Source organism: Bradyrhizobium sp. GW821-FHT13H06, from assembly GCF_058803975.1.
In genome coordinates this window covers 270,819-289,942 of record NZ_JBXAPN010000006.1, presented here as the reverse complement: position 1 = coordinate 289,942, position 19,124 = coordinate 270,819, and the positions used below count along the sequence as shown (strand labels likewise).

Here is a 19,124-nt window from a genome sequence, read left to right as displayed (position 1 = left end):
CGCATGTCAGGTTCCCAGGCGAAGCGCCCACAAGAGCCGTTTTCTCGGTCCGAATTCCTGCGGAGCGAACGACACGAGCGCCGTGATGGCGAAAATCAGTATAGCGTGCCGCTCACGCCGTCGTGCCGTCGATCGACCGCCGGATAACCTGCTGCACCTCCCCATTCGACAGGAACAGATCGTGGTTGACGATGCCCCAGCCTTCCGCTGACGCATCGATCACGCGCACGCCGAGCCGCGCGATGGCGGCTTTCTCGGCAGCGCCGACCCTGGTCATTCCACCTGCGATCTGTCCCGACAGCGCCAGTGCGCGGTCGTTCGTCGCGGCGATCACGGTGATCTTGCCCGCGAGCGGGCCGATGCGCTGGACCGCGGACGAGAACACGTCCATGTCGATGTCGGGGGCTGCAAACACCACCGCGCCGATCTTGCTGGTGACCGTGTCGCCGTATCGCGCATGGAGCTGGCGCAGGCTTTCGAGCGTCAGCATAGTTCCCATGCTGTGCGCAACGATGTGCACGCGGCCCGCGCCCGGTGCCGACACCAGCGCAGAGAGCACGCGCTCGAAATCGTCGCGCGACCACATCGCGCTGTCGCGGTCATAGGCGTAGTCGAACAGTCCGGCCTTGGAGGGCCAGGCGAACACCATGGTGCGGCCGCGGAACTTGATCGCATCGGAGAGATAGGCGCCATCCAGCACCGCCGTCTCGAACGTCTGCTTGAAGCCGTGCACATAGATCAGCACGTCTCCTCCGCCGGCCTGCGAGGCGAGGTCGCCGGCGTCGGCCGGCGCCGGTTCGATCCGATCAAGGCGCCAACCGCCAAGCCCGACCGAGGCGAGCGACAGGCGGCTCTCGTCGGGCGCCACCAGCTTGGCCCGCGCGACCGTCATGCTCGTCGCGCGCTCCGGACCGAACCAGGGTTTGGCGCGAGCACCATTCACGGGCTTGCGCGTGGTGGCGACAAGCAATGTGGGGTCAGCGGAGAGCGACGAGGCATCGAAGCGCGCGCCGGTCGCGCCCAGGCCGGCGCATCCGCCGAGCGCGAGGGCACTGCCTGCCGACATGAATCCGCCGAGGAAAGCGCGGCGCGAAATGGAATGATTTGTTTGTAGAGGACGTCGACGTATCACAAGGAACCCATGGGAACTTTGCCCCCGACGGCGCCGCCCCATCTGCTCTCTGAATGACAATGGGGGCGAGATAGCGGCGGAGCCGCGTCGCGTACCTCGTGGCATTCAGGTGAATGCCAAGTCAGTCGACGATCTCGATGGAATGGACCTCGCACCAATCGCGCAATACCCGCTCTGTCGCCTTGTTCCGGTAGTCATGCCAAGCATCGATCGCTCCCCGTCGGGAGAGCAGGGCCTTGAACTTCTGATAGGCGCCTCGCTTGCTGAAGAAATAACGAACCTCGTCCAAATCATCAGGCAGGAACTCGCGGACAAAGGCGATCACAAGAGGCTTGCCGAGGTCGAGGTGTCGTGTATTCGGGATCCGCAGGTATTTGGTCTCGTCGTGGACGCAGCTGCTGCAGGCGGACCGGCGTCAACGTCACCCAGAGACGCTTTGCTTTCCCATGGCGCGGTGCGCTTGAAGAGCTCGACCATTTCCGGCACCGGGGCGGCCGGTCCTGACAGTGTCGCCATGAACGCCTTGAAGCCGGCCGGACTCATGCGAATGGGAGCCGTCTCCATCAGCACGTCCTCGGCGGCGCGCACGGCTGCGCCCCGCACGAAGTCCGTACGCGAGCGCCCGCGCAGCGCCGCGGCCCGGTCGATGATGGCAATGTCGGTTTCCGGCATCCTCATCGAAAGCGGATGCTCCTTGCGTTCTGCTCGCGACATGAACACCTCCACAGGCGCCAATATACTTTGTAGCGCATTTTGCAATACGATCGATGCAAACAGGTTCATTGCCCATTTAAGCGAAACACCCCAACCCGCTGTCAATCCCTCCCCACGAAAATATTCCACTTTACCGAAATTCGGATTTGTCGTATGTCTCGCCCATCTCAGCCCACCTAAGGGGCGGTCGTACGTCGTTTCGAGCGCGGGCTGGGAGTTGCGGTGGACGCGGGCGGCGTTAAAGGCGGAGCTTGCGCGTGCAGGGCGAGATGAACCTCGTGAGCATGTCGCTTCCTGCGAAGACGAACGGCGCTCAATGTCTTGCGAAGCCTCTTGGCGACGCAGGATCGCCTGCGTACGGCGAAACCGTGTGGTCCTGGCCGTCGTTGCTACGGTCAAGCCTCGGCGAAGGCGTCACTCGCGTCAACCGGCGCGGGTAGCGTGCATTTCGCGGAGGTGACGGAGGCCAGAAGGAATTCGGCTCCGGGGAGAGCGCGGCATAGGCCGTCAGACCATCGCGCAGGGAAGGCCTGGTTTCGGCTACCCTGTGTCTCCCCTGTGCATTGCGTGTGCATTCGTTCAGCGCAGGGGTCGTATGGGTGCCAGCCGGCGCCCGGCCTTCCCTGCGCCCTTTCCTTGAAAGGGTGCGAAGCGAAGCACAGCTCGGGCAAATCATGCCGCGAGGATGCGAGCGCGTGTCGATTGGACCGACGAATTGACGCAACGGCGTTGTCGCGCTCCGGTCCCAATAACTCTCGACATTGATCGGCCTCACATGAAAGCATGCAGGATCGGCATCAGTGGTGGTGGTCGTGTCCGCCAAAATCTGCATCTATGCGCGCCGGCACGGTGCGCGATGCGGCCGGTCTTTCGCCTCCGAAGCGGCCGCCGGGCCTTTGGAGGTTTTGGCAATAGCTTTCGGAGTGACGATATGAGCGGTTTGGTGATCAGCGGCGGCCGGGTGGTGGATCCCGCGAGCGGGATGGACGCCGTTGGTGACGTGGCGGTGGTGGATGGCAGGATCGCCGCTGTCGGCACGGGCCTCGGCGGCGCCGAGCGGGTGATCGACGCGACCGGGCTCGTGGTGGCGCCCGGCTTCATCGATCTGCATGCGCATGGCCAGTCGGTCCCGGCCGACCGCATGCAGGCGTTCGACGGTGTCACGACGACGCTGGATCTCGAGGCCGGCGTGCTGCCGGTCGCATCCTGGTACGAGCGCCAGGCGCGGAAAGGCCGTGTGCTGAATTACGGCGCCGCCACCAACTGGGCCTTTGCCCGCATCGGCGCGATGACGGGCTCCAATGCGGAGAGTTCGCTGGAGGCGTTCGGCAGTGCCATGCGCGACCGGCGCTGGATCGACAACGTCGCGACCGATGCGGAGGTATCGGGCATTCTCGAGCGCCTCACCCGCGGCCTGAACGAGGGCGGCATCGGTATCGGCATCCTCAACGCCTATGCGCCGGGCGCAGGCGTGCAGGAGCTGACGGCGGTCTGCCAGCTGGCTGCGGCCAAGGACGTGCCGACCTTCACCCACGTCGCCTTCATGTCGCGCATCGACCCCGAGAGCGCGGCGGAAGCCTATATCCGCCTGATCGGCTATGCCGGCGCCACCGGCGCGCACATGCACATCTGCCATTTCAACTCGTCGAGCAAGACCGACGTCGAGCGCTGCCGCGTGCTGATCGAGAAGGCGCAGGCGCAGGGTCTGCCGATCACGGTCGAGGCCTATCCTTACGGCACCGGCTCCACCGTGCTGGCCGCCGCCTTCTTCAGCGATCCCGAGTTCGTCGAGCGCAACGGCACCGGCTACGATTCCGTGCAGCGCGTCACCGACGGCTATCGCTTCCACGATCGCGAGGAGCTGCTCAAGGCGCAGGCCGAGGAGCCGTCATCGCTGGTGCTCTGGCACATCCTCGACACCGAGAACAATGCGCATCACCGCGACCTGCTCGACATGTCGGTGCTGTATCCCGGTGGCGCCATCGCCTCCGATGCGATGCCGTGGACGCTGTCCGACGGCACCACCTATACCGGCGATGCTTGGCCGCTGCCGGATGATGCCACCTCGCATCCGCGCTCGGCCGGCTGCTTCACGAAATTCATCCGCGAATGGGTGCGCGAGCGCAAGACCGTGTCGCTGCTGGAAGGCGTGCGCAAATGCGCGCTGATCCCGGCGGAGATCCTGTCGCAGAGCACGCCCGCGATGCGCGCCAAGGGCCGGCTCGCGAAAGATGCGGATGCCGACATCGTCGTGTTCGACTACGAGAAGCTCTCGGACCTCGCGACCTTCACCGCGATGAACCGTCCCTCGGAGGGCGTGCGGCATCTCGTGGTCAGCGGCCAGGTGCTGATTTCCGACGGCGTGCTGGACGTGGCGGCGCGGCCGGGTAAGCCTGTGCGCCGCCCCGTGGTCGAGGGCTGATCCATGCCGGTCCCCATTCTCCTGGTGACGGGCTTTTTGGGGGCGGGCAAGACCACGGTCGTCAACCATCTGCTGGCGCATGCGGAGGGGCGGCGCATCGCCGCCGTGGTCAACGATTTCGGTGCGATCAACATCGATGCGGAGCTGATCGCGGGCGCCAGCGACGGCGTGGTCAGCCTTGCCAATGGCTGTATCTGCTGCTCGCTCGAGGGTGATCTGTTGCGCACGCTCTCGACGCTGCTGCGGCGCGATCCCAGGCCCGACTATATCGTCATCGAGACCAGCGGCGTCGCCGATCCCGCCGACATCGTCCGCAATCTGATGGACCCGGTGATCCTGCGCGAGGTGCGGCTGGAGACCGTGCTCTGCGTGATGGACGCGACGGCCCCGCCCGCCGCCCTCGACGACGCGCTCCAGCGTTCGCAGCTGCGCGTCGCCGATATCGTGGCGCTCAGCAAGCTGGATCTGGCCGACGCGGGCGCGGGAGCGCGCATGCGCGCGGCGATCCGCGCGCTGCGTGTTCCCGCCGTCGTGGTCGATGCGCAGCATGGCGAGATTCCTGCCGCGCTGCTGTTTCCCGCGGAAATCGATCGCCCGCCCGCGCCGCGTGAAGTGGGCCCGCGGCGACCGGCAGAGGAGCGCTTCGAGACGCTGAGCTGGACCTCGGACAAGCCGGTCTCGCTACCCCGCTTTCAGCAGGCCATCAACCGCCTGGCGCCGAAGCTCGCGCGCGCCAAGGGACTGTTCGAGAGCATCGAGCAGCCCGGTCGCATGATGGTCTTCCAGTTCGCCGGCGGCCGCGCCACGCTCGCACCGGGCGAAGCGCCCGCAGCGGGCGCGGCACGGACGCGGATCGTCTTCATCGCCGAGCTTGGCGTGCTCTCGAAGGCGGAGCTCGACGGCATCATGGAAGCGTGCGTTGCGGGCGAGTAGCGCGTCCGCCCCGATCGCACGCGTATCGGCTCAAATCGGGCGCCCCTTTAATCCTCGACCGGCAGCGCGTCCCCGTGCGCATACCAATCCGCACGGGAGGTCCAGTGCACATGCCGGTCGGGTGTCGCGTCCAGCCTCTCGTCGAACGCGCCGGCATGGATGATCGCCTCGCGCCCGCTGCGCGTGAGGTGCGGCATCGGGCTGCCGCAGATCTTGCAGAATGCGGTGGCAAAGCTCCGCGCATTGGGCAGGTCGAAGCGCATGACGGATGCTTCACCGCGCAGCCATCGCAGCGCTTGCGCCTTCACGATCACCTCACAGGAATGCGCCGCCCCGGTTGCCTTGCGGCAGCGCGAGCAATGGCAATTGAGGAAACGCTCGAACGGTCCTTCGACTTCGAAGGCGATCTCGCCGCACAGGCAGCTTCCGCGGAATGCGGCCATGTCACTCCCCCTCCGGCTCGACCGGCTTCTCGGTCGCCTCTTCGTGGACCGGCGGAGCACCGTGCGCGCCGCGCAGTCGGATCATGGTGTCGATCACGTCGACGTCGATCTTCATCATGTCGAGATCGCGCGTCATCTCGCGTACCTCCTGACCCTTGCGCGCCAGCTCTTCCGACACGTCGACCGCCATCTTGCGCTCGGTCACGTTGCCCTGCGTGTTGACGAACAGTTTTGCGCGCATCCATTCCAGCCGCGCCCGCTGCGTGTCGCGCTCGAACTTCTTCTCGGCGTAGCGTCGTCGTGCCTCGGCATAGGCGCCGATCAGCGCGGTCTCCGGCAGGCTCCACAATTGCTCGACCGACATGGTCATGCCGCTCAGGTCCCGGGTTGCATTGGCGGGAGGCCTCTCCCGCACCCCATCAGACCTTTCCGGCGGTCAATTCTCAAGAGGGGACCGCCCCGATCGTGCGCGGCCATCCAGAACGACGATCCCAGCGGTGGTTGCGCTGGGATCGTCTGGAGGTTTCATGGAGGGCATCGAGCACTGCGCCTCCATAACGACATGATAGCGCAAGGCCACTCCAGATGCGACTGGAACCCGTCAAAGCATCAGCAGAACGCCAGCGCGTTGACCGCCCGCGTGGTCGCAATCTCGTTCTCATTGCCGACGAACTGGCAGACGACGGATTCGAGCTCGCCTGGCTGCTTGCGGCGCGCTGTCGCCAGCAGCCGCATCAACTCTGCCTCGTCCTTGGAGAGGCGCCGGCAGGATGGCGGCATGAAGCACAGCTCGCACGGCCGGCGGCTGCGCAGGACTCTGACGAGTGCGGCAGCCCGTGCGACCAGCAGCGGGCTGTCGGCAACGCCGGGTGCCTCGTCCGCGAAGCGATAGGCCGCTTCCCAGCAATCGGACGCGCCGGTGGCGTAGGCCGCTCCGATGAACCGGCACAGCGACAGCGCGATGCGGCAGAAGTCATCGTAGCCTTCGACGCTTCGTGGCGCCCCAAGCGCAGCCTGAAGCGGACAGAGCTGCGACCGGCCTGCGTCCGGGACTGCAAGGGACTCGCATGCGTCCTGCATCATGAATGCTCCCGTCAGTGCAGCGTGGGGCTACCGACCAGCCAGGTCTTCATCGCCATCATCCGGTCTTGGTCGAAAGACCGCACGTGTCGGTCGGGCAGGATGAGACCGGCCATGCGGAAGATCGTTGCAAGCCCCTGGACCGGCGCAAGCGCCCAATCGGCGCCGACGGGCGGCAGCCAGCACTCGAACTGCTCGCGGGCGACCTCGATCCGTTCCTGCTGCGCAGCGGCGATGGCACGCAGAAGTCCGTGCTCGCTGTCCGACATGCGTGGACAAGTCGGGCAATGCACTTCGATGGCCGTATGGGCCGTGCAGGCGAAGATCTCGATGATGGACTCCAGCGAGGGCACGGCGTCGCCCACGCGGAAGTGGTCGTACACCTCCTTGATATCGGCCGCGGTCGGAACCGCACCTCCGCGGCGTGCTTTCGCCCTGAAACCCCAGATGAAGAGCCGCTCCGCTGCGCTCAGCGCAGGCAGATCGAGCGGCCTGGTATGTGTCGATTGATGCATTGAGCCTCTGGCCTTTGGCTGCGCGCGCGGCAGAGCTGGCGCGGATGATCTGCGCCGATCGTTCCGCCAGAGACCCCTCCAAGTCAACGCTCGGAGAGGCGATGTCGAGGTGTTCTAGATTGGAAGCACTCGTATCTCGGAAGGAGCGTGCAGGCAGATCTCCTGCGGAATTGCGGGGGCAAAACATCTCCGGCGTCACCGACGCGGCCGCGGAGACCGGCATGGCCGCCGGCCTCGTGCCGCAGTCGAGCGGCCGGCTGATGAAGGAGCTGCGATCGCTACGGGACAAGCACAGCACCCTCGCTGCGGGCGTGCGGGCCGCCTAGCGCGCGACTTTGCAAAAATGTGCCGCGATGTCGGCGCGTGTTGCGACCCAGACCCGGCCCTCAAGCCGCGCCAGCTCGGCCAGAATGGTCTTCACGGCGCGGAAGCGCGCCGGGCGGCCGCAAATGCGCAGATGAAATCCAACCGACAGCATCGCGGAGCGGCCACGCTCTGCCTCCTCGACCAGCGTGGTGAGTGCGGCGCTGACATAGTTTGAAAAATCCTCCGGCTGCACAAAGCCATTCGGGTGGAAGAACTTCATGTCGTTGGTGTCGAAGCCGTAGGGCAGGACCAGCATCGCCCCCTGTGGCGACGGGCTCCAATAGGGCAAATCGTCGTCGAGTGCGTTGGAATCGTATGCGAAGCCGAGCCTGATCAGGATATCGCGCGTCCATGCGCTCTGACTGCCGCGCGACATGAAGCCGACCGGCGTGAGACCGGTCGCGCGGGCGATGACGTCGCGCGTCTTCTCAATGTCACGGCGTTCCGTCTCGGCATGACCATAGAGCGCGTGCGGCAGCCAGCGCCAGCCATGCACCGCCGGTTCGTGGCCGGCCTCGACCACGGCGCGGGCAAGGTCCGGCACGCGCTCGACGGCGCGGCCGCACATCATGAAGGTGGAGCGGATTCCGGCCTCGGTGAAGGCGTCGAGGAATCGCCACAGGCCTGCGCGCATGCCATAGTCGAACACCTGTTCCTGCACGAGATCGCGCACGCCCGGCGGCGATGTCGAGGCGACCTCGCCGTAGCGCTCCGTCTCCGCATCGCCTTGCTCGATCGCGAGCTCGGCGCCCTCCTCGAAATTCACCACCAGCGACACCGCGACGCGGGCGCCGTTCGGCCAGACGATATCGGGCCGGGCCCGGCCATATCCGCGAAGATCGCGTTCGATCGGCATGATCAGCGGCTCCCGATCTGGCGGCTGACGCCGCCGAAGATCTCGGCGCAGACGAGGCCGGCGAGGGTCAGCAGCACGATCACGCCGGAGACGGCGGCGACGCGTACGTCGAGGCTGCCTTCGAGGATCGCCCAGAGCTTGATCGGCAGGACCTCGGTGCGGGCATCGGCAAGGAATAGCGACACCGGAACATTGTCGAAGGAGGTGAGGAACGCGACGAAGCAGCTCGCGACGATGCCGCGGCGGATCAGCGGCAGCGTGACGCGCCGGAAGGTGTACCAGCGGCTGGCACCCAGGCTGAGCGAGCAGGTGATCAGCACCGGATTGAGCTGCTGCACCGAGGCGCCGACCATCCGGATGACGAATGGCACGCAGATGATGGTGTGGCCGAGCACCAGCGTCGCCGCCGACAGGCGGATGCCGAGCAGGTTGAAGACCAGCAGCAGCGACAGGCCGAGGGCCATCGCCGGCAGGACCATCGGCGACATGAACAAGGCGTCAAGGACGCGTGCGATCTTCAACCGGCTTCGTGCCAGTCCGAGTGCCGCCGCGCCGCCCAGCACTGCGGAGAGAACTGTCGCCGCCGCTGCGACCTTGAGACTCGTCAACGCGGGCTCGACGATTTCCTGCGATTGCAGCAACTCGGCATACCAGCGCAGTGACCAGCTCGGCGGCGGGAATTTTAGCGTGATGCCGCCGGTGAAGGAAATGATCAGCACGACCAGCGTCGGTGCCAGCAGCAGCAGCATCCCGAAGCCGGTGATGGCACCAATGATGCCGGAATAGACGCGATCAATGAGGCTACGCTGCATCGACGCCTCGCACATAGCGGCGCGACAGCGCGCCGACGGCAAAGACGATGCCGGTCACGGCCAGCGTGAAAATCAGCGACAGTGCCGCCGAGAACGGCCAGTCCTGCACGCCGACCGCCTGTTGGTAAATATAGGATGGCATCAGGATAATGCGCCCGCCGCCGACCAGCGTCTGGGTGATGAAGGCGGTCGCAGCGGCGGCGAAGACGAGCAGCCAGCCGGCGATGGCGCCCGGCAGCGTCAGCGGCAGGATGATGGTGATGAAGATGCGGGCGCGGCTTGCGCCCAAACCTTCAGCCGCACGCGTCAGATTGCCGTCGAGCCGCAGCAGGCTGTTGATGACAGGCAACGCCATCAGAGGGAGCTGGATCTGGGTCAGCGCCAGAACCATGCCCTCCCAGGTGTAGAGCAAGCGAGCCGGGGCCTGCCACAGCCCGAGCGACAGCATCGCCGTGTTGATGATGCCGTCGCGGCCGAGGAGGACGATCCAGGCGAAGGTGCGCACCACCGTGCTGGTCAGGAGCGGCAGCATGATCAGGAACGTGATCAAGGTACGCATGAGCTGGCCGCTCGCGGCGTAAACGAGTGCGAGAGGGTAGGCGAGGATCAGCGTCGCCAATGCGACCTCCGTCCCCAGCCAAAGCGTGTCCGTCAGCACCTTGATGCTGAACGGGTCCGAGAAGAAGCGCAGATATTGCGCCAGCGACAGCTCTGCGAACTCTGGTGTGCGGAACAGACTGATCGCGACAAGCGCAATCAGCGGCAGCACGAAGGCGGCCAGGAACAACGCCGCCAGTGGGATCACCGGCAGCATTTGTCGTGATGCAGTCGTGCTTGCCGGCGTCATCTAGATTTTCACCTCCTTGCTGAAGCGGGTAATCCATTCGCCGCGCAGCGGCTGGAATTTGGTCCAGTCGAGCAGCACATTGTTGGCAATGAGGTCGTCGAGGCTCTTGGCGACGGTGAGATTGGCGCCGGTCAGCGCCACCTTGCCGTTGGTCGGCATCATCATCCAGGGCGCCGCCTCAAGGCCTTTCTGCGTTTCAACCGACATCACCGTGTCGAGATAGTCCAGCACCGCCTTCGGATCCTGGTTGTTCTTGACGATCTGGGCGCTGGTGCGGATCACGACGGCGCCGGATTTCGGCTTGGCGAAAGCGATGTCGACGCCCTTGGCGGCGAGCAGCGCCACGTTGTTCCAGAAATTGAAGGCGATATCGATCTCGCCCTGCTGGAACAGCGCAGCCAGCGCGCCGGGCGAGGCCGCGATCGCACCGACGTTGGGCAGCAGCTTCTTCATGGCCTCGAAGGCCGGCTCGATATTGGTCTCGGAACCGCCGTTGAGCTTCGCGATCTCGACCATGAAGGCGGTGCCGAGGCTCGATCCCAGACCGGTGATGCCGACGCGGCCCTTGTATTCCGGTCTCCAGAGATCCTCCCACGAGGTCGGCGTCGTCGTGATCTTCTTCGGATTGTAGGCGATGCCGATCAATTGCGCGGTGATGACAGGGGCGTAGCCGTCGGGATGGCGGAATACGCTGGGGATGTCGGCATATGACTTCGACTGCTCGACCGGAAATTTCTCCAGCACGCCGCTCGCGATCGCCGGGATCAGCGGTCCCTCGTCGAACAGCACGACGTCGAAGGGGGGCGTGTTGCGCGATGCCTGGATCTTGCCGATCTGGTCGACGCCGAGCAGGGGCGTAAAGGTGACACCGCCGTCGCTGGACTTCTTGAAGGCCGGCCCGACCACCGCGCGGAAGGCTTCGTCGAAACTGCCGGGATAGGTCGTCGCCACGATCGAGGGGGCCGCGCGTGATGATGTCGGCCATCCGAGACCAGCTGCCGCAAGCGCGGCCGAACCTGTGGTGAGCAGCGATCTCCGGGATAGGCTCATGTCAAACACTCCTTTGCTGATGCTTGGAAACGTCGTCGACTGGCGTGCTGAAAATGCTGACGCGCGAGACATCGGAGATCGCGAGCCAGGCCGTCTCCCCGGCCTGCGCTTTCGCGAGGCCGGCGGCGCGGGCCTGGCTGACCTTCACGGCTTCGCCGCTCGCGGTGACGCCCTCGGTGACGCTGACGGCGCCGAGCGGCACGGTGGCGCGGATCGTGACGGGGATGGCACCGGGCCGTTCGGCGCCGAACGTGATGTTTTCAGGCCGGACCGAGATCGTCACCGGCGTGCCGCGCCTGCGCTGAGCCGAACGGCCGAGATCGATCTCGGGCCCGGCATCGAGCTGCACGCGATCGGCGTCGGTGACGGTGCCGCGCAGGAGATTGGTGTGGCCGATGAAGCTCGAGATGAACAGGCTCGCCGGGCGGTCGTAGAGCGCGTCCGGGCTGTCAATCTGCTCGATGCGTCCCTTGTTCAGTACGACGATGCGGTCGGCCATCGACAGCGCCTCCTCCTGGTCGTGCGTGACGATGATGGAGGTGACGCCAAAGGTCTTTAGCAGACTCTTGATCTCGATCTGCATGTCGAGGCGCAGATTCTTGTCGAGCGCCGAGAACGGTTCGTCGAGCAGGACAAGGCCCGGATCGATCGCAAGCGCCCGTGCCAGCGCGACGCGCTGCTGCTGTCCGCCGGAGAGCTCTCCGGGCAGCCTTCGCGCGAACGATGCCATCTGGGCGAGGCCGAGCATCTGTTCGACCTTCGCCGCCACCACGTCTTTCGCCGTCTTGCGCGCCCGCAGGCCGTAGGCGACGTTTTCGAACACGGTCAGATGCGGAAACAGCGCATAGTTCTGAAACACCATGCCGATGCGGCGGCGATTGGCCGGAATATGCTCGACCCGCGCGCCGTCGAAGCGCACCTCGCCCCGGGACGGGCGCAGGAAGCCCGCGATGATCTGGAGCATCGTGGTCTTGCCGCAGCCGGACGGACCGAGGAGGGCGATCAACTCACCGGCTTCAACAGTGAGATCGATGTCGTCCAGCGCGACGGTCGCGCCGAAGGCGTGGCCGATGCCTTTCAAATCCAGCGAGAGTCCGCGTACATCGCTCAACGCCAGCTCCATCCTTCGCGTTGTCCTGCGCGAGGGGAATTAGCAATCGCCGTGCCAGCGCGCCTCGTTCGCTAAGGCCTTGCCAGCGTTGCGATAGTTTTTAGGCGCCAAATATTGGCGCCAATTTATTGGCGATATTGTGAACAGTATTACCACCAGTTTGTATAAAAAATGGGCTCCGGCAGCACTCCAGAATCCTGTAAAAGCGACGCATGAAGCGAACCCGTCCCCTCAAGCGCAAGCCGAAGCGCTCCGAGCCGAAGCTCGGGGAGCCGGAGGCCGTGGATCCGCGCAGCATCGACGACGATCCGGTGGTCCAGGGCATCCTGACCGCGATCAGCCAGAAGCGGCTCAAGCCGGGCGCCAAGCTCGGCGAGGACAAGCTCGCCGCGGCCTTCGGTACCACGCGGATTCACATCCGCCAGGCGTTGTCCCATCTCGCCTCGCGCAAGGTGGTGATGCAGATCCCCAACCGCGGCGCCTTCGTGTACCGGCCGAGCTGGGCGGAGGCGCAGGACATCTTTGCCGCGCGCCGGATCATCGAGACCGCAGCGGTCAGCGCCGCGGTCGACCGGCTGGACAAAGCCGGCAAGGCGGAGTTGAAGGCGCATATGGAGCGCGAGGCGCGTCACGATCGCAATGACCGCTGGGCCTCGCTGTCGCTGACGGCCGAGTTCCACATCCTGGTCGCCAAGCTCGCCGGCAACCGCGTGTTGCTGGAAATGTCGCGCGAGCTGATGCTGCGAACGTCGCTGGCGATTGCGACCTTCGAGCAGCCGGGAGAGCCGGATTGCTCGCCCGATGCCCATCCCGACATCGGCGCGTTGATCCTCGCCCGCGACAAGGCCGGCGCGGTCCATGCCATGCGTCATCACATCGAGGAGATGGAGCAGCGGATCCGGCCGAAGGAAGGCGAGGACGAGGTCGACGAGCTCACCGCGATCTTCCAGGAGATCGGCGCGCGGGCGCGGGCGGGCAGCTAGCATGGCTGGCCGCCGTATCCTCCTGATCAATCCGAACAGCCTCGAGGCGACCACCGCGATGATGGTGGCGATTGCCAAGTCTGCAGCCGCGGATGGCTTCGACATTGCCGGTATCACGGCAACGCGTGCGCCCACGATGATCGTCTCGGGGGATGAACTGGAGGCAGCAGCGCCGGAGGTCGAGGAGATCGCGCGTGCCCGCAGCGGCGAGTGCGACGGCATGATCGTCGCGGCATTCGGCGATCCCGGTCTTGCCGGGATCAAGGCGACGACGAAATTGCCCGCCGTCGGCATCGGCGAGTCCTCGATGCTGGAGGCCGCGGAGAACGGCCGACGCTTCGGCGTGGCGACCACGACGCCGCTGCTGAAGGCGAAGATCGATGCGATGCCGGACGCGCTGGGATTGCGATCGCACTACACCGGCACACGCTTTACCGAAGGCGATCCGCATGTGTTGATGCGAGATCCATCGCTGTTGCGCACCGCGCTGGCCGGCGCGGTCGAGGCTTGCATTGCGCAGGACGGCGCGGAGGCGGTGATCATCGGCGGCGGCCCGCTGGGTGAAGCAGCAGGCGCGCTTCAGCCGATTTTCACCGTGCCCGTCATCGCGCCGATCCCGTCAGCCGTGCGGCGGATCATTCGCCTCGTCGGGGCGTAACGTCTGGTTTTTCCGCGCCGCGGCATCGGCCGTGCTGCGGAAAACTGTTTTCCTTGACATGAACTCTGCCGTGCTCGACGTGTAACGCGGTCGCGTGACGGCACGTTGCGTCTCTCGCGACAAGAAAAAGCAGCACGGGAAAGACGCCATGAGTGCAGGCCTCGACGAAAAGGACTATCTCGCCGCCTTGCGCGGGTTGTGGGACAAGGCCTGGCCGAAGGGCATGCCGCGCTCGCCGAATTATCTGCACGGTGAAGTTCCCCTGACGGAATATCTGCGCGCCTGGGCGAAGCGGAGTCCGGAGCGTCCAGCGGTGATCTTCTACGGTCACGTCACCACCTACGCTGACCTCGACCGGCAGAGCGACCGCTTTGCGGCGTTGTTGCTGGCCAAAGGCGTGCGCAAGGGCGACCGCGTCGCCGTCTTCCTGCCGAACTGCCCGCAATTCCACATCGTGTTTTTCGGTATCCTGAAGCTCGGCGCGGTCCACGTTCCCGTCAGCCCGCTGTCGCGCGCGTTCGAGCTGTCCTACGAGCTGAACGATACCCAGGCCGAAGTGATCGTCGCGTTGGACCAGCTCATGCCGGTCGTCGGGCAGGTCAGGGGCGAGGTGCGGCTGCGCGAGATCATCGTCACCAGCTTTGCCGATGTCGTGCCGCCAACGCCGGCATTTCCGGCGCCGGACTCGATCCGGGCGCCGCGTGTCGCGGTCGCAGGCGCAACCGATCTGTTGCCGGCGCTCGCTGCGATGCCGACACCTGTACCGCTGCCGCCGCCCGGGCTCGATGATGTCGCAGCTCTCAATTATACGGGCGGCACGACCGGCATGCCCAAGGGCTGCGTCCACACCCATCGCGACATGGTCTACACGGCCGCCGCCAATTACGGCATCTCGGTCCTGTCCGACGAGAGCAGCGTGTTCCTGTCGTTCTTTCCGGAATTCTGGATCGCGGGCGAGAATTTCGGGCTGATCTTCCCGCTGTTCTCCGGCGCGACGCTGGTCCTGCTCGCACGCTGGGATGCCGTCGGCGCGATGGCCGCGATCGACAAATACAAGGTCACGATCATCGCGATGCCGGTCGACGGCGCGGTCGAGCTGATGGACCATCCGCGCTGGAGCGAGTTCGACCTGTCGTCCTTGAAGCAGGTGCGCGTGGTCTCCTTCGTCAAGAAGCTCAACGCCGACTATCGCAAGCGCTGGAAGGATCTCACCGGCACGATCCTCATGGAAGCGGCCTGGGGCATGACGGAGACCCATACCTCCAACACCTTCACGGCCGGCTTCCAGGACGACGATTTCGACCTCAACAACCAGCCGATCTTCGTCGGGCTGCCGGTTCCCGGTGCCGAGTTCAAGATCACCGATTTCGAGACCGGTGCGCTGTTGCCGCTGGGTGCCGAAGGCGAGATCCGCGTACGCACGCCGTCGCTGCTCAAGAGCTACTGGAACAAGCCGGAGGCGACCGCGGAGTCTCTGATCGATGGCTGGCTGCGCACCGGCGACATCGGCACCATCGACAAGGACGGTTTCCTGCACTTCCTCGGCCGCCGCAAGGAAATGCTGAAGGTCAAGGGCATGAGCGTCTTTCCGCCGGAGATCGAGGCACTGCTCGGGCAGCATCCGAAGGTGCTGGGCTCGGGCGTGGTCGGCCGCGACGATCCCGACAGGGGGCAGGTGCCGGTTGCCTTTGTCCAGCTCAAGCCGGAGGCGGCCGGCACCGTCTCTGCGGAAGACCTGCGCAGCTGGTGCGCCGAGCGCATGGCCGTCTACAAGGTCCCGGAGATCCGCATCATCGAAGCCCTGCCGCTGACGGCCACGGGTAAAGTGAAGAAGCAGGACCTCAATCCAAGCCTGCCTGCTGCTGTCTGAGTGAGAGAGATCATGTCGTTCAAGAAGCTCCTGATCGCCAATCGCGGCGAGATCGCCATTCGCATCGCGCGCGCGGCAGCCGATGCCGGCATCGCGACGGTCGCGATCCATCCTGGGGACGATGCGCTGTCGCTGCATGTGCGCGTTGCGGAGGAGGCGATCGAAATTCCCGGTCGGGGCGCGCGGGCCTATCTCGACATCGACGCGGTGGTGAAGGCGGCCAAAGCAGTGGGCTGTGACGCCGTGCACCCCGGCTATGGCTTTCTCAGCGAGAACGCGGCCTTCGCAAGGGCCTGCTCCGACGCAGGGATCACGTTCGTCGGCCCCAAGGCGACAGCGCTCGAACTGTTCGGCGACAAGGTCGCGGCGCGGCAACTGGCGAAGCGCTGCGGCGTGCCGATCATCGCCGGCACCAGCGGGCCGTCGAGTCTCGAGGAGATCACGGCCTTCTTCGCGTCGCTCGGCAGCAACGCGGCGATCGTGATCAAGGCGATGGCCGGCGGCGGCGGCCGCGGCATGCGCGTGGTGGAGAACGCGCCCGATCTCGCGGAAGCCTATGCGCGCTGCCAGTCCGAGGCCAGGGCGGCGTTCGGCTTCGACGGCGTCTATGCCGAGCGGCTGATCCGGCAGGCGCGCCACATCGAGGTGCAGATCATCGGCGACTGCCATGGTGCGATCTCCCATCTCTGGGAGCGCGAATGCACCATCCAGCGCCGTCACCAGAAGCTGATCGAGGTGGCGCCGAGCCCCTCGCTGAGCGACGCCTTGCGCGGCCGCATCATCGAAGCGGCGAAGCAGCTTGCGGCGGCGGCTTCTTACGACAATCTCGGCACCTTCGAGTTCCTGGTCGACGGCACGGCCGAGGACAGCTTTGCCTTCATCGAGGCCAATCCGCGGCTCCAGGTCGAGCACACCGTGACCGAAGAGGTGCTCGGGCTCGACCTCGTCCGCGCCCAACTCGCGGTCGCTGCGGGCAGCACGCTGGCCGCGCTCGGCCTTGCGCAGGGATCGATCCCGACGCCGCGCGGCTATGCCATGCAGCTTCGCGTCAACATGGAGACGCTGGACGAGACGGGGGCGACCCATCCGACCGGCGGCGTGCTTGCCGTGTTCGAGCCGCCGTCGGGCCCGGGCGTGCGCGTCGATAGTTTTGGCTATGCCGGCTACAAGACCAGTGCCGCCTTCGATTCGCTGCTGGCCAAGGTCATCGTCCATACCCCGGGCGAGGCCTGGCACGACGTGGTCGCGAAAGCCTCGCGGGCCCTGCGCGAATTCCGGATCGATGGCGTCGTCACCAACATCGCTTTCCTCCAGGCGGTGCTCGCGCATCCCGATTTCAGGATCAACCGCATCGCGACCGATTTCATCGACCGCAACATCGGCAAGCTCGTCGGGGCGGCCGAGGGCGCGGCAAAGCCGCTCTATTTCGCGGCGAGCGAGCGAAGCGGCGCGCACTCCGCGGAGTCCCACGTCACGCAAGCCGTGCCCGAAGGGGCGGTGATGGTGGCAGCGCCCCTGCAAGGAACCATCGTCACCATCCAGGTGAAGGAAGGCGAGATCGTGCGCCCCGGCCAGCAGCTCGCCGTGATCGAGTCCATGAAGATGGAGCATCTGGTCATGGCCGAGCAGGGCGGCCGGGTCACGAAGCTCCTTGCCGGTGACGGGGCCACGCTGATGCATGGCGAGCCGATCCTGTATCTCGAGCCGCTTGATGTTGCGGCTGACAGCACGGCGGCGGAAGCCGATGTCGATCTCGACCATGTCCGTCCCGATCTCGCCGAGCTGATCGCGCGCCAGGCCAATACGCTCGACGAGAACCGTCCGGCCTCGGTCGAGCGCCGCCGCAACACCAACCAGCGCACCGCGCGCGAGAACGTCGCCCAGCTCGTCGACGACGGCTCGTTCATGGAGTACGGCAGCCTTGCGATTGCGGCACAGCGCCGCCGGCGCAAGCTGGACGACCTCATCAAGAACACGCCGGCCGACGGCCTCGTCATGGGCGTCGCCACCGTGAATGCCGGGAAATTCGGCCCCGAGGGCGGCCGCTGCATCGTCGTGGCCTATGATTACACCGTGCTCGCGGGCACGCAGGGCCACATGAACCACAAGAAGATCGATCGCATGCTGACGCTCGCGGAAGACTGGCGCGTGCCGCTGGTGTTCTATGCCGAGGGCGGCGGCGGCCGGCCCGGCGATACCGACCGGCTCGGCATGACCGGGCTCGACGGTCCGTCCTTCGTGCAGTTCGCGAGGCTCTCGGGCCTCGTGCCGGTGATTGGCGTGGTCTCCGGCTATTGCTTCGCCGGCAATGCCGCGATGCTCGGCTGCTGCGACGTCATCATCGCCACCAAGAACGCCTCGATCGGCATGGGCGGTCCGGCCATGATCGAGGGCGGCGGGCTCGGCGTCTATCACCCGGCCGAGGTCGGCCCGGTCTCGTTCCAGTCGCCGAACGGCGTCATCGACGTCCTGGTCGAGGACGAGGAAGAAGCGACGTCCGTCGCGCAGAAATACCTGTCTTATTTCCAGGGCGCGGTTACGGATTGGGAAGCCGCCGACCAGCGCCTGCTCCGCCGCGCCATCCCCGAGAATCGCCTGCGCGTCTACGACATCCGCAGCGTGATCGATCTCGTCGCCGACAAGGATTCCGTGCTGGAGCTGCGCCGCGACTACGGCGTCGGCATGATCACCGCGCTGATCCGCATCGAGGGCAAGCCGTTCGGCCTGATCGCCAACAATCCGCGCCATCTCGGCGGCGCCATCGATGCCGATGCCGGCGACAAGGCCGCGCGATTCCTCCAGCTCTGCGACGCCTTCGATCTGCCGATCGTCTCGCTCTGCGACACGCCCGGCTTCATGGTCGGCCCGGAGGCCGAGAAGACCGCGATCGTCCGCCACGTCTCGCGCATGTTCGTGACCGGCGCGAGCCTCACCGTGCCGCTGTTCGGTATCGTGCTGCGCAAGGGCTATGGGCTCGGGGCGCAGTCCATGATCGGCGGTGGCTTCCACGCCTCGTTCTTTACCGCGGCCTGGCCGACCGGCGAGTTCGGCGGCATGGGGCTCGAAGGCTATGTCCGCCTCGGCTTCCGCAAGGAGATGGAGGCGATCGCCGATCCCGCGGAGCGCGAGACCTACTACCGCAACAAGGTCGCCGAGCTCTATGCCAACGGCAAGGCGGTCTCGATCGCCTCCGTGTTCGAAATCGACAACGTCATCGACCCCGCCGAGACCCGGCGGTGGATCATGGCGGGTCTGCGTTCGGTGCCGAAGCCCGAGCCGAGGACGGCGAAGAAGCGGCCGTGCATTGATACGTGGTGAGGGCGGTGCAGCAA

At 65.8% G+C, this 19,124-nt stretch carries 19 protein-coding genes; 7 read left to right on the top strand and 12 right to left on the bottom strand.

Annotated features, from left to right (window positions below):
• Positions 1-112 precede the first annotated feature (112 nt).
• The 3 genes from AC1RQP_RS25245 to AC1RQP_RS25235 form a co-directional block, all read right to left on the bottom strand.
• Complete coding sequence (locus tag AC1RQP_RS25245) at positions 113-1,066, bottom strand: alpha/beta hydrolase (RefSeq protein ID WP_492939025.1); 954 nt, start codon at positions 1,064-1,066, stop codon at positions 113-115.
• A gap of 187 nt (positions 1,067-1,253) precedes the next feature.
• Positions 1,254-1,457, bottom strand: a complete 204-nt coding sequence (locus AC1RQP_RS25240; RefSeq protein WP_492939023.1) for a hypothetical protein — start codon at positions 1,455-1,457, stop codon at positions 1,254-1,256.
• Positions 1,454-1,915: a type II toxin-antitoxin system TacA family antitoxin gene (locus tag AC1RQP_RS25235; protein ID WP_492939021.1), complete on the bottom strand. Its 462-nt coding sequence runs from the start codon at positions 1,913-1,915 to the stop codon at positions 1,454-1,456. The genes AC1RQP_RS25240 and AC1RQP_RS25235 overlap by 4 nt, the downstream gene beginning before the upstream one ends.
• Before the next feature lie 862 nt (positions 1,916-2,777).
• Here AC1RQP_RS25235 and AC1RQP_RS25230 point away from each other — a divergent pair.
• Both AC1RQP_RS25230 and AC1RQP_RS25225 read left to right on the top strand, forming a co-directional pair.
• Positions 2,778-4,268: an amidohydrolase family protein gene (locus tag AC1RQP_RS25230; RefSeq protein WP_492939019.1), complete on the top strand. Its 1,491-nt coding sequence runs from the start codon at positions 2,778-2,780 to the stop codon at positions 4,266-4,268.
• Between the two features lie 3 nt (positions 4,269-4,271).
• Positions 4,272-5,201 (top strand): CobW family GTP-binding protein, encoded by a 930-nt coding sequence (locus AC1RQP_RS25225; protein ID WP_492939017.1) that lies wholly within the window; start codon positions 4,272-4,274, stop codon positions 5,199-5,201.
• Positions 5,202-5,248: 47 nt separating this feature from the next.
• On the opposite strand, the gene AC1RQP_RS25220 is transcribed toward AC1RQP_RS25225, so the two are convergent.
• The 4 genes from AC1RQP_RS25220 to AC1RQP_RS25205 form a co-directional block, all read right to left on the bottom strand.
• Positions 5,249-5,644: a GFA family protein gene (locus AC1RQP_RS25220; protein ID WP_492939015.1), complete on the bottom strand. Its 396-nt coding sequence runs from the start codon at positions 5,642-5,644 to the stop codon at positions 5,249-5,251.
• A 1-nt stretch (position 5,645) separates the two neighbouring features.
• Complete coding sequence (locus AC1RQP_RS25215) at positions 5,646-6,014, bottom strand: hypothetical protein (RefSeq protein ID WP_492939013.1); 369 nt, start codon at positions 6,012-6,014, stop codon at positions 5,646-5,648.
• A gap of 239 nt (positions 6,015-6,253) precedes the next feature.
• Positions 6,254-6,727, bottom strand: coding sequence for a hypothetical protein (locus AC1RQP_RS25210; protein WP_492939011.1), 474 nt, complete (start codon positions 6,725-6,727; stop codon positions 6,254-6,256).
• An 11-nt stretch (positions 6,728-6,738) separates the two neighbouring features.
• Positions 6,739-7,239: a hypothetical protein gene (locus tag AC1RQP_RS25205; protein WP_239621492.1), complete on the bottom strand. Its 501-nt coding sequence runs from the start codon at positions 7,237-7,239 to the stop codon at positions 6,739-6,741.
• A gap of 170 nt (positions 7,240-7,409) precedes the next feature.
• On the opposite strand from AC1RQP_RS25205, the gene AC1RQP_RS25200 reads away from it, so the two are divergent.
• Positions 7,410-7,565 carry a hypothetical protein gene (locus AC1RQP_RS25200; protein ID WP_492939009.1) on the top strand — a complete coding sequence of 52 codons (156 nt, stop codon included), beginning with the start codon at positions 7,410-7,412 and terminating at the stop codon, positions 7,563-7,565.
• Here AC1RQP_RS25200 and AC1RQP_RS25195 read toward each other — a convergent pair.
• Genes AC1RQP_RS25195 through AC1RQP_RS25175 form a run of 5 tightly spaced genes read right to left on the bottom strand, consistent with a single transcriptional unit; the run spans position 7,562 to position 12,293 of the window.
• Entirely contained in the window at positions 7,562-8,461 is a 900-nt protein-coding gene (locus AC1RQP_RS25195; protein WP_492939007.1) for a polysaccharide deacetylase family protein, read from the bottom strand. The two genes, AC1RQP_RS25200 and AC1RQP_RS25195, sit on opposite strands and share 4 nt — an antisense overlap.
• Positions 8,462-8,463: 2 nt before the next feature.
• On the bottom strand, positions 8,464-9,273 hold the full coding sequence (locus AC1RQP_RS25190; RefSeq protein ID WP_492939005.1) for an ABC transporter permease: 810 nt from the start codon (positions 9,271-9,273) through the stop codon (positions 8,464-8,466).
• Entirely contained in the window at positions 9,263-10,120 is an 858-nt protein-coding gene (locus tag AC1RQP_RS25185; protein ID WP_492939003.1) for an ABC transporter permease, read from the bottom strand. Before AC1RQP_RS25185 ends, AC1RQP_RS25190 begins: the two co-directional genes overlap by 11 nt.
• Entirely contained in the window at positions 10,121-11,170 is a 1,050-nt protein-coding gene (locus AC1RQP_RS25180) for an ABC transporter substrate-binding protein (RefSeq protein ID WP_492939001.1), read from the bottom strand.
• Between the two features lies 1 nt (position 11,171).
• Complete coding sequence (locus AC1RQP_RS25175; RefSeq protein ID WP_492938999.1) at positions 11,172-12,293, bottom strand: ABC transporter ATP-binding protein; 1,122 nt, start codon at positions 12,291-12,293, stop codon at positions 11,172-11,174.
• A 200-nt stretch (positions 12,294-12,493) separates the two neighbouring features.
• Here AC1RQP_RS25175 and AC1RQP_RS25170 point away from each other — a divergent pair, with 200 nt between their 5' ends.
• The 4 genes from AC1RQP_RS25170 (at position 12,494) to AC1RQP_RS25155 (ending at position 19,110) form a co-directional block, all read left to right on the top strand.
• Positions 12,494-13,264 (top strand): GntR family transcriptional regulator, encoded by a 771-nt coding sequence (locus tag AC1RQP_RS25170; protein WP_492938997.1) that lies wholly within the window; start codon positions 12,494-12,496, stop codon positions 13,262-13,264.
• Position 13,265: 1 nt separating this feature from the next.
• Entirely contained in the window at positions 13,266-13,922 is a 657-nt protein-coding gene (locus tag AC1RQP_RS25165) for an aspartate/glutamate racemase family protein (RefSeq protein ID WP_492938995.1), read from the top strand.
• 148 nt (positions 13,923-14,070) lie between these two features.
• A complete protein-coding gene (locus AC1RQP_RS25160) occupies positions 14,071-15,792 on the top strand; it encodes an AMP-binding protein (protein ID WP_492938993.1) in 1,722 nt (573 codons plus the stop codon).
• Positions 15,793-15,804: 12 nt separating this feature from the next.
• A complete protein-coding gene (locus tag AC1RQP_RS25155) occupies positions 15,805-19,110 on the top strand; it encodes an acetyl-CoA carboxylase family protein (RefSeq protein WP_492938991.1) in 3,306 nt (1,101 codons plus the stop codon).
• Positions 19,111-19,124: the final 14 nt, after the last annotated feature.